Genomic DNA, 11,890 nt, shown 5'->3' with positions numbered 1-11,890 from the left:
GGATTCTCCTTCACCACGTGTCGATGAACGGGCGTTTCTTCCCTTGGGGACGGGAAGTTGCGGGGGCCAGCGCCGTGGCGATCCAGCGGCGCGTGTCGGCCGGGTCGATCACGTCGTCGATCTCGAAGACCGAGGCGACGTTGAGGGCTTTGCCGTGCTCGTAGGCCATCGCGACCATCTGGTCGTACCGCGTCTTCCGCTCGTCCGGGTCCTCGATGGCGTCGAGTTCTTTCCTGAAGCCGAGTTTGATGGCGCCTTCGAGCCCCATCGGACCGAACTCCCCGGTGGGCCAGGAGATCGCGAACCGCGGCACCTTGAGGCTGCCGCCCGCCATGGCCTGGGCGCCGAGGCCGTAGGCCTTGCGGAGCACGACGAGTCCGAAGGGGACGGTCAGGTTGGCGCCCGTCACGACCATGCGGGTGAGGTGGCGGACGGTGGCGGTGCGTTCGGCGTCCGGGCCGACCATGAACCCCGGGGTGTCGGTCAGGGAGACGACCGGCAGGTCGAACGCGTCGGCGAGCTGGAGGAAGCGGGCGCACTTGTCGGCGGCGTCGGCGTCGATGGCGCCGCCGTTCACCATCGGGTCGTTGGCGATGATCGCGATGGGACGGCCCTCGACGCGGACGAGCGCGGTGATGATCGCCTTGCCGAAGCCCGCACGGAGTTCGAGCACGCTGCCGGTGTCGGCGAGGGTGTCGACGACGGCGCGGACGTCGTAGGCGCGGAGGCGGTTCTCGGGGACGGCGTGGCGGAGCAGGCGCTGGTCGTCACAAGCCCATTCAGCCGAAGTGCCTTGGAAGTACGAGAGGTACTTCTTCGCGACGGTCACCGCTTCTTCTTCGGACCCGACCACGACGTCCACGACGCCGTTGGGCACCTGCACGTCCAGCGGCCCGATCTCCTCCGGCCGGAACACGCCGAGCCCGCCGCCCTCGATCATCGCCGGGCCGCCCATGCCGATGTTCGCGCCCTCCACCGCGATGATCACATCGCACGTGCCGAGCAGTACCGCGTTGCCCGCGAAGCACCGTCCGGCGACCACGCCGATCAACGGCACCTGCCCGCTGAGCTGGGCGAACGCGTGGAACGAGCCGCAGTCGAGGCCGCTGACCATGCTGTGGTCGGTGTCGCCGGGACGTCCGCCGCCGCCCTCGGCGAACAGCACCACCGGCAGGTTCTCCTGCTGCGCCAACGCGAAGAGCCGGTCCTTCTTCTGGTGGTTGCGCATGCCCTGGGTGCCCGCGAGCACGGCGTAGTCGTAGGACATCGCCACGACCCGTGAACCGTTGACCACGCCGATGCCGGCCACCAGCCCGTCCGCGGGCGTGCGCTCGATCAGGTCCGGAAGCGACCTGCGCTGCCGTTGCGCGGCGATCGCGAGGCCGCCGTACTCGACGAACTCCGAACACAGGTCGGCGATGTTCTCCCGCGCGGTCCGTCCACCCCGTGCGTGCCGTTTCGCTTCGGCTTCCGGGCGGGAGAAGTCGTGCCGCGCCAGCACCTCGTCGAGGTCCGGGCGCACGAAAGAGGGATCGATCTCGGCAACGTCCTCAGTGGAATCACCGACGCCGGAAGCCAGCACCTGGCCCTCGGACACGGTGTCACCGACGGACACCAGCACCTCGCCGGACACCCGGACGACGTGCTGCATCTTCATCGCTTCCAGCACCACGGCGTCCGCGGACACCTCGACCACCGTGCCGGCCAGCGGCGCCCGCATGCCCGTGACGGGCTCCTCGACCACGAAGTCGGTCGTCGTGCCGACGACGTCCCGCGCCAGAAGTCCCCGCAGGAACTCCAGGTTCGTTTGAACGCCCTCGATCCGGAACTCGCCCAACGCCCGCCGCACCCGGTTCAGGGCGACGTCCAGGTCCTCGCCGTGCACCACGAGCTTCGCGAGCAGCCCGTCGTACCGCGTCCCGACCCGGTAGCCGACGTACCCGTGCGTGTCGACCCGCACGCCAGGGCCGGACGGCAGCGCGAACGCCCCCAGAACGCCACCGGAGGTCTGGTTGACCCGCACCTGCACGGCCGCACCGCGGTCGTGGGGCGTGAAGTCCACGTCACCGCCCCAGGCGAGCAGCAGCTGGGTGCGCACGAGGTCCACTCCGGACACCATCTCGGTCACCGTGTGCTCGACCTGCAGCCGGGGGTTCACCTCGAGGAACGCGAACGAGTCCCCGGACACCAGGAACTCGACCGTGCCGACCCCGGTGAACCCGACGGCCGAGGCGATCGACACCGCTGCGGAGTGCAACGCCTTGCGCAGCACCGGGTCCAGCAGGGGAGCGGGCGCGATCTCCACGAGCTTCTGGTGCCGCAGCTGCACCGAGCAGTCGCGGTCGCCGATCACCGAGGTGCCGACCAGCTGCACCTCGACGTGCCGGGCGGAGGGCATCAGCCGTTCGAAGTAGACGTCGTCGTTCCCGAAGGCCGCCAGCGCCTCCGCCCGGCACGCGGCGACGGCGCCGTCGAGTTCGGAGGGCTCGAACACCGCCCGCATGCCCTTGCCGCCACCGCCGGAGACCGCCTTCACCATTACCGGGAACGTGCCGGGTGGGGCGTCCAGCACCGGAATCCCCAGTGACGCCGCCAGTTCCCGTGCTCGCCGCTTGTCACCGAGCAGTTCCAGAACGTCAGCGGACGGCCCGACGAACGTCAGTCCGCGGTCGGAACACGCCCGGGCGAAAGCCGCGTTCTCCGACAGGAACCCCCACCCCGGATGCACCGCGACGCACCCCTCGGCGGCATCCAGCAGCTGGTCCACGTCGAGGTATGGAGAGGGCCCGCGCAGCGCCACGGCCCGGTCCGCCAGGGTCACGTGCAGCGACGAGGCGTCGTCCTCCGCGTACACCGCCACGGTGCGAATCCCCAGGTCAGCGGCCGCGCGCAGCACGCGGACGGCGACCTCACCCCGGTTGGCGACGAGCAGCACGGGTTACCTCCTGAGCGACCGCTTAGTATGTGACGGCGGTCGCATGTTGCCATCTGAAGTGAACGGAAGTCCATACGGAACCGATCGTGGTGCTGAGGCGTCAACGGAACACTTCGCCGCGAATGGGCGATCCAGTTGGCAGACTCCCCGCAAACATGCGAAGGGCTTTCAGGAGGCCGCAGTGGTGTTCAAGAGGATGATGCGCGCGTTCGGTGTCGGCGGGCCGACGGTCGACACGGTGCTGACGAACCCGAACGTCCGGCCCGGCGAGGTGCTGTCCGGCGAGGTGCGCATCGCGGGCGGCGACCACCCGGCCGAGATCGACCACGTCACGCTCGCGCTGCTCACCCGCGTCGAGGTCGAGAGCGGCGACAACGAGTACAACACCAACATGGAGTTCCACAAGTTCTCCGTGGGCCAGCGGATCCTCGCCCAGCCGCACCAGAACATCTCGCTGCCGTTCCAGGTCCCGGTGCCCTTCGAGTGCCCGATCAACGTCGTGGGCGGCGGGCAGCTGCACGGCATGCGGCTCGGCCTGCGCACCGAGCTCGAGGTCCGCGGCGCCGTCGACCCCGGCGACCTCGACCCGATCTGGGTGCACCCGCTGCCGTCGCAGGACGCCGTGCTCCAGGCGTTCGGGCAGATGGGTTTCCGCTTCACCAAGGCGGACAACGAGAAGGGCCGCATCTACGGCGTCCCGCAGCAGCTGCCGTTCTACCAGGAGATCGAGTTCTACCCGCCGCCGCAGTTCTCCGGCCGCCTCAAGCAGGTCGAGCTGACGTTCGTCACGACGCCGCACGAGCTGCACGTGATCCTCGAGGCCGACAAGCGCGCCGGCCTGCTCCGCGCCGGTGGTGACGCCTACGGCCGCTTCGCCGTCTCGCACCAGCAGGCCGTCGGTACGGACTGGACCGCGACGATCAACCAGTGGATGGCGCAGGTCTCCGGCAGCCGCTGGTAACCCGAACGGTCGATGGCGTTAGGCCTCGTGCTGCGTGTTCTGTCCGCTGAAGGGATGATCTCGGCCAAGATCCGAAATCATCGCGGAGGAGGCGGCATGGGCATCGGCAGCATCATCGGTGCGCTCGTCATCGGCCTGATCCTGGGCGTGCTCGGCCGGCTGTTCGCGCCGGGCAAGCAGAGCATCCCGATCTGGCTGACGATCATCGTCGGCATCGTGGCCGCGTTCATCGGCACGTGGATCGCGCGGCTGCTCGGCGTGGAGGACACGCCGGGCATCGACTGGATCGAGCTGATCGTCCAGGTCGTGGTCGCCGCGGTCGGCGTGTCGGTCGTGGCCGGCGTGTACGGCCGCAAGTCGGTCAGCTAGCCGGACGGACCATCCTCAGGACGAGGTCGGCGTACATCGCGCCGATCTCGTCCGGGGTGCGCTTGCCCTCCGGCTGGTACCAGCGCGCGACGTCGATGCAGAGCGACAGCACGGCCAGGGTCGCGCCCTTCAGGTCGGGGACGTCGAACACGCCCTCGCGCACGCCGTCCGCGATGTAGGAGCGCATCCGCTGCTCGATCTGCCGGCGCAGCCCCGCCACCTGCTCGTGGTGTTCGGGCGAGAGGGCGCCGAGTTCGTACTGCACCACCCGCGCCGTCGTGTGGAACTCCGCGTGCCATCCCGCGAACGCCGCCACGGCGTTCTTCAGCCGCTCCACCGCGTCCTGCCCCTCGATGCTCGACAGCAGCGCGAGCGACGTCTCGTGGCCGACGAGCGAGATGTTGAACAGAAGCTCCTCTTTGGACCTGTAGTGGATGTACACGGCCGCGGGCGACATCCCGGCCCGTGAGGCGATGTCCCGCGTGGTCGTGGCGTGGTACCCCTTGTCCGCGAACGCCTGGACGGCCGCGATGAGCATCCGGCGGGCGGCCTCGGGGGTGACCGTGCGCCACGTCTCGTCGAGCAGCGCGAACCCGTCCAGTCCGGTCGTCGTCATCGGGCGGCTCCTAGCGTGTTGACAGGTGATGGATCGTACTGCACGCTAAGCGTGCGCTTAGCTCTAAGCAACCGCTTAGTATGGAGGTCAGTGGTGCAGCGGACGCTGTTCAACGAGGATCACGCCGCGTTCCGGGAGTCGGCGAAGGCGTTCGTCGAGCGCACGATCACCCCGAACATCGAGAAGTTCATCGAGCAGCGGGTGATCGACCGCGACGTGTGGCTCGAGGCCGGTCGCCAAGGCCTGCTGGGTCTGGAGATCCCGGAGGAGTACGGCGGCAGCGGCGCGAACGACTACCGCTTCAACACCGTCTTCGCCGAGGAGCTGTGCCGGGTCAACGCCGCGGTGGCGTCCTCGATCGGCATCCACGGCGACGTCGTGGCGCCCTACCTCGTCGACCTGTGCACCGAGGAGCAGAAGCAGCGCTGGCTGCCCGGCATGTGCACCGGCGAGATCAAGACCGGCATCGCGATGACCGAGCCGTCCGGCGGCTCCGACCTCGCGGCGCTGAAGACCAACGCCGTGCGCGACGGTGACGACTGGATCCTCAACGGCTCCAAGACGTTCATCACCAACGGCTACACCGCCGACATGATCGTCGTCGCGGCCCGCACCGACCCGTCGAAGGGCTCCCGCGGCATCTCGCTGTTCGCCGTCGAGACCGGCATGGCGGGCTTCGAGCGCGGCCGCAAGCTCGACAAGGTCGGCCAGCACCCGTCCGACACCGCGGAGCTGTTCTTCTCCGACGTGCGCCTGCCCGCCGCGAACCTGATCGGCGAGGAGGGCCAGGGCTTCATCTACATGATGGAGCGCCTGCCGCAGGAACGGATCGGCGCCGCCATCTCGAACCTCGCGCACGCGCAGGGCATCTTCGACGAGACGCTCGAGTACGTGAAGGAGCGCAAGGCGTTCGGGCAGTCGATCGGCAAGTTCCAGCACAACAAGTTCCTGCTGTCGGAGCTGCGCACCAAGCTCGACGTCACGCAGGCGTTCGTCGACACGCTGACGATGCAGCACGTCCGCGGCGAGCTGAGCCCGGTCGAGGCGGCACAGGCGAAGTACTGGAGCGCCGACATCGAGAACGAGGTCATCGACGCCTGCGTGCAGCTGCACGGCGGCTACGGCTACATGACCGAGTACCGCGTCGCCCGCGCGTGGATGGACGCCCGCGTCACGAAGATCTGGGCGGGCTCCAACGAGATCATGAAGGAACTCATCGGCCGCGACCTGGGCCTGTAGGAGGAGAACGACATGCCGGAAGCAGTCATCGTCTCCACCGCCCGGTCGCCGATCGGCCGTGCCCGCAAGGGTTCTCTCGCGTCGATGCGGCCGGACGACCTGGCCGCGCAGGTGATCTCGGCCGCGCTGGGCGACATCCCGGCGTCCGAGATCACCGACCTGCACCTCGGGTGCGCGGAGCCGCAGGACGAGCACGGCCAGAACATCGCGCGCCGCGTCGCCGTGCAGCTCGGCCACGACGGCCTGCCCGGCACGACCGTGAACAGGTTCTGCGCCTCGTCGGTGCAGACCGCGCGGATGGCCTTCCACGCCATCAAAGCGGGGGAGGGCAACGCGTTCATCTCGGCCGGTGTGGAGTGCGTGTCGCGGTACATGCACTCCGGCACGCCGTCGTTCAACCCGCTGTTCGACGAGGCGCAGCAACGGACCCTGGACACGGCGGCCTCCAACGCGCCGTGGACCGACCCGCGCCTGGACGGCAAGCTGCCCGACTACTACATCGCGATGGGCCAGACGGCCGAGAACGTCGCGACGCAGCTCGGGATCTCGCGGCACGACCAGGACGAGTTCGGCGTGCGGTCGCAGAACCTCGCGGAGAAGGCGATCGCGGACGGGTTCTTCGCCCGCGAGATCACGCCGATCACCCTGGCCGACGGCACCGTGGTCTCCACGGACGACGGCCCGCGCGCCGGCGTGACCTACGAGGCGGTCTCCCAGCTGAAGACCGTCTTCCGCCCCGAGGGCACGGTCACCGCGGGCAACTGCTGCCCGTTGAACGACGGCGCGGCCGCGGTCGTGGTCATGAGCGACGTGCGGGCCCGCGAGCTCGGCCTGACCCCGTTGGCGCGCATCGTGTCCACGGGCGTCTCCGGCCTCTCGCCGGAGATCATGGGTCTCGGCCCGGTCGACGCGACGAAGCAGGCCCTGGGCCACGCCGGTCTGTCCATCTCGGACATCGACCTGGTGGAGATCAACGAGGCGTTCGCCGTGCAGGTGCTCGGCTCCCAGCGCGCGCTGGGCATCGACATCGACAGGCTGAACGTGCACGGCGGCGCGATCGCGCTCGGGCACCCGTTCGGCTCGACCGGCGCCCGGATCATGACGACGCTGATCAACGGCATGCAGGCCCGCGACGCCCAGTTCGGCCTCGAGACCATGTGCGTCGGCGGCGGCCAGGGCATGGCGATCATCCTGGAAAGGCTTTCGTAGTGGGAATCCTGGACAAGTTCCGCCTGGACGGGAAGGTCGCGATCGTCACCGGCGCGTCCTCGGGGCTCGGCGTCGCGTTCGCCAAGGGCCTCGCCGAAGCCGGTGCGGACGTCGTGCTCGCGGCCCGTCGTGCGGACAAGCTGAAGGACACGGCCGCACTGGTCGAGTCCGCCGGGCAGCGCGCCCTGGTCGTGCAGGCCGACGTCTCGAAGCCGGAGGACTGCCGCGAGGTCGCCCGTGCGGCGGCCGAGTTCGGCACCGTCGCCGTGCTGGTGAACAACGCGGGTGTCGCGTCGGCCGTGCCGGCTTCGCGGGAGACGCCGGAGGAGTTCCGCGGCGTCGTGGACGTCAACCTCAACGGTGCCTACTGGATGGCGCAGGCCGTGGCCTCGGTCATGAAGTCCGGCGGCTCGATCATCAACATCTCCAGCGTGCTCGGGCTCGTCACCGGCGGCATCCCCCAGGCCGCGTACTCGGCGTCGAAGGCCGGGCTGCTCGGCCTGACGCGGGACCTGGCGCAGCAGTGGACGGGTCGCAAGGGCATCCGCGTCAACGCGATCTGTCCCGGGTTCTTCGCCTCGGAGATGACCGACCAGTACCCGCCCGGGTACCTCGAGAAGATGCAGGCCTCTCTGCCATCCGGGCGAATCGGCGACCCGGAAGAACTAGCCGCGGCCGTTCTGTTCCTCGCCTCGCCCGCGGGCGGTTACGTTACCGGCGAGACGCTCGTCGTCGACGGTGGTGCCGTGATCGTCTGACTCCAGGGGGAGCCGTGCGGGAGCCCGAGTTCAAGGTGGTCGACCCGCGAAGACGGTTCCTGCTGTGGTTCGTGCCGCCGCTGGCGGTGTTCGTGTCCGGGCTGGTGGTGTTGCTCGTGTCGGGGCACGTCACCGGCCCGTTCCGGTCTGTGACGGTCGTGCGGGCGCTGTTCGCCTCCAAGCGCGACTTCTTCCAGGACGAGCAGGTCAAGCGGATCCTGATGGCCCGCGGCTACCAGGTGCACGTGACGCCGGTCGGGTCCCGCGACCTGGCGAACAAGCCCGACCTCGACTCGTACCACTTCGTGTTCCCGTCCGGGCACGTGGCGAACGAGCAGGTGAAGTCGCGCCGGGCGGGCAAGCACGTGGTGCCGTACCGGCCGTTCTTCACGCCGGTCGTGCTCGCCACGTTCCGCGAGTACGCCGAGGCGCTGGTGAAGGCCGGCGCAGCCACCCGCAACGGCGACCTCTACTACGACCTCAAGATGGACGAGTTCAAGAAACTCTCCGACGACCGCAAGCGGTGGCGGGACTACGGCCTGGCCAACGAGAACCGGATCACCGTGCAGTCGCCGGACCCCTGCAAGGCCTATTCGGGCGCGACGCTGGTCGGGTTCTTCGCCACCGCTTTCGGTGACGAGCCGCCGCAGACCGTCGAGGCGGCGGAGAAGCTGGCGCGGGAGGTCAAGCCGTACGTCGACGCCCAGGGCCAGGCCGGTGACGACATGGCCCCGAAGTACTTCGTGCCGGAGGGGCGCACCCACGCCGTCATCGCGGTGATCTACGAACACCAGTACATCGCCTACCAGTTGCGGCAGAAGAGCGTCGACACCGAACGGGTGCTGCTCTACCCGGAGAAGCAGCACCAGAGCACGCCCGAGCTGATCTCGTTCACGCCGGAGGGCGACCGGATCGGCGAACTGATGATGAACGACCCGGACCTGCGCCGCCGCGCGGTCGAACTGGGCTTCCACTCGCTGGGGTGGAACGGGGAGACCGGCGCCGACTTCGGGACCTACATCGCGTCCCGCGGACTGCCGGAACCGCCTGCCGGGGCGAAGGGCAGGGTGGAGCTGCCCAGGGCGGAGCTCTTCGAGCGCATGCTCGACGTCGTCGGCGAGTGCAAGTGAGGGTGCTGGCGGCGGTCCTGCTGCTCCTGCTGACCGCGTGCACGTCCAGCACGCCGCCGGTCCGGTTGACGGTGCTGGCGAGCACGGAGCTGGCCGACCTCGGACCGGTGCTCGCGGAGCTGAAGAAGGCCACCGGGATCGAGCTGGCCGTGGAGCACCGCGGCACGGTCGAGGCGAGCAGGTCGCTCGACGGCTTCGACCTGGCCTGGTTGTCCACCACCAGGTTCCTGCGGCTGCGCGGCGCCGAACCCGAGCTGGCGACGAGCGTCATGACCTCCCCGGTGGTGCTCGGGGTGAAGCGGTCGAAGCGAGCCGTGCTCGGGGAGCGGCCGACGTGGGCGGACGTCGCGGACCGGGCCGCGCTGGGCCAGTTCCGCTACGGCATGGCGGATCCGCGCGTGTCCGGTGGTGGGATGGCGGCGTTGATCGGGGTCGCCACGGCGGCCGCGGGGACCGGCGCGCCCCTGAGGCCCGAGGACGTGAGCTGCGACCGGTTGCAGGGTTTCCTCGCGGGACGGGCGTTCGACGTGCCGGACCCGGTGGGCGAGTTCACCCGGCGGTCCGATGTGGACGGGCTGGTCGCCCACGAGTCGGAGTTGTTGTCCCTCAACGCTTCCCTGCCGGAACCGCTGGAGATCGTCTACCCGCGTGACGGCATCGTCCTGTCGGACTACCCGCTGATGCTGCTCAAACCCGAGCACCGGGCGGTGTACGACCGCGTGGTGGAGTGGCTTCGAGCGCCTGCCGCCCAGCAGATGATCGCCGACCGCACCTGGCGCCGCCCGGTCGAGCCGTCCGTGCGGCGCAACGAGAAGTTGCGCGCCGACCTCGGCACCGCGCTCTACTTCCCGGACAGCTCCGAGGTGATCGACCGGCTGCTGCTGTTCCACGACCGCGCGGGCGACGGCCGCCAGGTGGTCTTCGTGCTGGACTACTCGACGTCCATGCGCGGCCCGCGCCTCGCCGGCCTGCGCGAGGCGTTCGCGTCGCTCAACGGGTTCGACCGCTTCTACGTCGGGGAGACCGTGACGATCATCCGGTTCGCGGGCACGGTGCTGGAAGAGCGTTCGATCACCGTGCGCGGTCGCGAGGACCTCGACGCGCTGCTCGCCGTCGTCGCGTCCGAGGACCTGCGGGACAACACCGCGATCTGGGCCGCGCTGGAACGCGGGTTGCAGCTGGCGCGAGGGGAGACGGCGGTCGTGCTGATGACCGACGGCGAGAACAACGCGGGCCCGTCGGTCGACGAGTTCCTGCGGGTGGGCCGCGGCGAAGTGCCCGTGTACCCGATCAGGTTCGGCGAGGCTTCCACGGCCGAGTTGGACCGGGTGGCCCAGGCGAGCGGTGGCCGTCTCGTCGAGGCCGGCGCGAAGCCGTTGCTGGAAGCGGTGAGGGAGATCCGTGGCTGTCGATAGAGCGCTCTGGTGGTCGGTCTCGTGGGGCTGGATCCTCGTCTGGACGGCGACCGTGCTCGCGCTGATAGCGGTGCTCGCGCTTGTCTGGCACCGGATCCGCCGCCGCGAGGTGGAACCCGAGGTCCCCGGCATCCTGTTCTACGTCCACGCCCAGCGCATGATCAACCTGTGCAAGGTGGGCCGCTACGACGACGCCGTGACCCGTCAGTTCGTCAAGCAGATCACCGTCACCAAGAACGGCAAGCTCCAGGTGGGCCCCAGCGAGTTCGGCATAGGCGTGGACGGCTCGGTCGTGGAGCAGAACACCGACACCTACGAGAAACCCGCCACCGAGATCGACGTCATCGGCGTCGTCCTGGCGGGCCTCCGCGCCGCCCACGGCGTGGTGGACGTCGACCTGACCGCGCAGACCATCCGAGCCGACTCCCGGCACGGAGGCAGGACCATGCGCCTCAACGACATCCGCGACTACGTCTCCCTGCACGGCCGCTTCGAGGTGGGGGACGGCGACGACCCGGCCGTCCTGCACTCCCCGGTCGGCGGCGGCACGGTCCGCGTCGAATGCGACCGGGCGAGCCTCCGCGACACCCTCCCACCGGGCCAGTTCAACGCCCGCTGCCTCGGCAAGGTGCAGTCCTGGAACGCCGCCACCGGCGAGATCGTCGTGCTCCCGGTCGTCGTATTCCAGTAGACGCGTGGGGGACGATCAACGGCGTGATCGCATTGGACGAGGTGTTGGTGGTCGACGTGGAGTCGACGTGCTGGGAGGGCTCGCCGCCTCCCGGTGAGGTGTCGGAGATCATCGAGATCGGGATCTGCCCGCTCGAGGTCGCTTCGGGGAAGCGCGGCGAGCGCCGTTCGGTGCTGGTGCGGCCTTCCCGGTCGTCCGTCAGTCCTTTTTGTACCTCGCTGACGACCCTGACCACCGAGCAGGTCTCCTCCGGCGTGTCGTTCGCCGAGGCGTGTTCCCTGCTGCGCAAGGAGTTCCGCTCGGACCGCCGCGTCTGGGCCTCGTACGGCGACTACGACCGGAAGATGTTCGAACGGCAGTGCGCCGACTTCGGCGTCCGCTACCCGTTCGGGCCGCGGCACGTCAACGTCAAGACGTTGTTCGCGCTCGCTCACGCGTTGCCGCGCGAGGTCGGCATGGCCGAGGCGGTGCGGCTCACCGGGCGCAGGATCGACGGCACGCACCACCGCGGCCACGACGACGCGTTCAACATCGCCGGGTTGCTGGCCGGGTTGATCCGCCGGTGAG

General features: G+C 69.4%; 11 protein-coding genes. 9 read left to right on the top strand and 2 right to left on the bottom strand.

Annotation, left to right across the window (positions count from 1 at the left end):
• Nucleotides 1-10: 10 nt before the first annotated feature.
• Nucleotides 11-2,935, bottom strand: a complete 2,925-nt coding sequence (locus BMY74_RS34565) for a carboxyl transferase domain-containing protein (protein ID WP_089922993.1) — start codon at nt 2,933-2,935, stop codon at nt 11-13.
• Nucleotides 2,936-3,116: 181 nt separating this feature from the next.
• Here BMY74_RS34565 and BMY74_RS34560 point away from each other — a divergent pair, with 181 nt between their 5' ends.
• Together BMY74_RS34560 and BMY74_RS34555 are read left to right on the top strand one after the other, a co-directional pair.
• A complete protein-coding gene (locus tag BMY74_RS34560; protein WP_089922990.1) occupies nt 3,117-3,896 on the top strand; it encodes a sporulation protein in 780 nt (259 codons plus the stop codon).
• Nucleotides 3,897-3,992: 96 nt separating this feature from the next.
• Nucleotides 3,993-4,265 (top strand): GlsB/YeaQ/YmgE family stress response membrane protein, encoded by a 273-nt coding sequence (locus BMY74_RS34555; protein WP_089922988.1) that lies wholly within the window; start codon nt 3,993-3,995, stop codon nt 4,263-4,265.
• Here the strand turns inward: BMY74_RS34555 and BMY74_RS34550 are convergent.
• Nucleotides 4,258-4,881 carry a TetR/AcrR family transcriptional regulator gene (locus tag BMY74_RS34550; protein ID WP_089922986.1) on the bottom strand — a complete coding sequence of 208 codons (624 nt, stop codon included), beginning with the start codon at nt 4,879-4,881 and terminating at the stop codon, nt 4,258-4,260. The genes BMY74_RS34555 and BMY74_RS34550 overlap by 8 nt on opposite strands.
• A 93-nt stretch (nt 4,882-4,974) precedes the next feature.
• Between BMY74_RS34550 and BMY74_RS34545 the strand changes: the two genes are divergently transcribed.
• From BMY74_RS34545 to BMY74_RS34520, 7 genes are read left to right on the top strand one after another with little or no spacing between them, the layout of a single operon-like run.
• Nucleotides 4,975-6,120, top strand: coding sequence for an acyl-CoA dehydrogenase family protein (locus tag BMY74_RS34545; RefSeq protein ID WP_089923283.1), 1,146 nt, complete (start codon nt 4,975-4,977; stop codon nt 6,118-6,120).
• A gap of 12 nt (nt 6,121-6,132) precedes the next feature.
• On the top strand, nt 6,133-7,329 hold the full coding sequence (locus BMY74_RS34540) for an acetyl-CoA C-acetyltransferase (protein WP_089922984.1): 1,197 nt from the start codon (nt 6,133-6,135) through the stop codon (nt 7,327-7,329).
• On the top strand, nt 7,329-8,087 hold the full coding sequence (locus tag BMY74_RS34535; RefSeq protein WP_089922980.1) for an SDR family NAD(P)-dependent oxidoreductase: 759 nt from the start codon (nt 7,329-7,331) through the stop codon (nt 8,085-8,087). Before BMY74_RS34540 ends, BMY74_RS34535 begins: the two co-directional genes overlap by 1 nt.
• 14 nt (nt 8,088-8,101) lie before the next feature.
• Entirely contained in the window at nt 8,102-9,217 is a 1,116-nt protein-coding gene (locus BMY74_RS34530; protein ID WP_089922978.1) for a hypothetical protein, read from the top strand.
• Complete coding sequence (locus BMY74_RS34525) at nt 9,214-10,632, top strand: vWA domain-containing protein (RefSeq protein WP_089922976.1); 1,419 nt, start codon at nt 9,214-9,216, stop codon at nt 10,630-10,632. Before BMY74_RS34530 ends, BMY74_RS34525 begins: the two co-directional genes overlap by 4 nt.
• Nucleotides 10,619-11,323 carry a hypothetical protein gene (locus tag BMY74_RS46385; protein ID WP_245786515.1) on the top strand — a complete coding sequence of 235 codons (705 nt, stop codon included), beginning with the start codon at nt 10,619-10,621 and terminating at the stop codon, nt 11,321-11,323. Before BMY74_RS34525 ends, BMY74_RS46385 begins: the two co-directional genes overlap by 14 nt.
• A gap of 23 nt (nt 11,324-11,346) precedes the next feature.
• A complete protein-coding gene (locus BMY74_RS34520) occupies nt 11,347-11,889 on the top strand; it encodes a 3'-5' exonuclease (protein WP_245786514.1) in 543 nt (180 codons plus the stop codon).
• Nucleotide 11,890: the final 1 nt, after the last annotated feature.

Source organism: Lentzea albida (assembly GCF_900111005.1).
Lineage (GTDB): Bacteria > Actinomycetota > Actinomycetes > Mycobacteriales > Pseudonocardiaceae > Lentzea > Lentzea albida.
This window is presented reverse-complemented; position numbering and strand designations above follow the sequence as displayed.

What these genes read in the sequence shown, in the direction of transcription:
- BMY74_RS34555 (WP_089922988.1), top strand. Translation starts at nt 3,993, where the DNA reads ATGGGCATCGGCAGCATCATCGGTGCGCTCGTCATCGGCCTGATCCTG.
- BMY74_RS34550 (WP_089922986.1), bottom strand. Translation starts at nt 4,881, where the DNA reads ATGACGACGACCGGACTGGACGGGTTCGCGCTGCTCGACGAGACGTGG.
- BMY74_RS34540 (WP_089922984.1), top strand. Translation starts at nt 6,133, where the DNA reads ATGCCGGAAGCAGTCATCGTCTCCACCGCCCGGTCGCCGATCGGCCGT.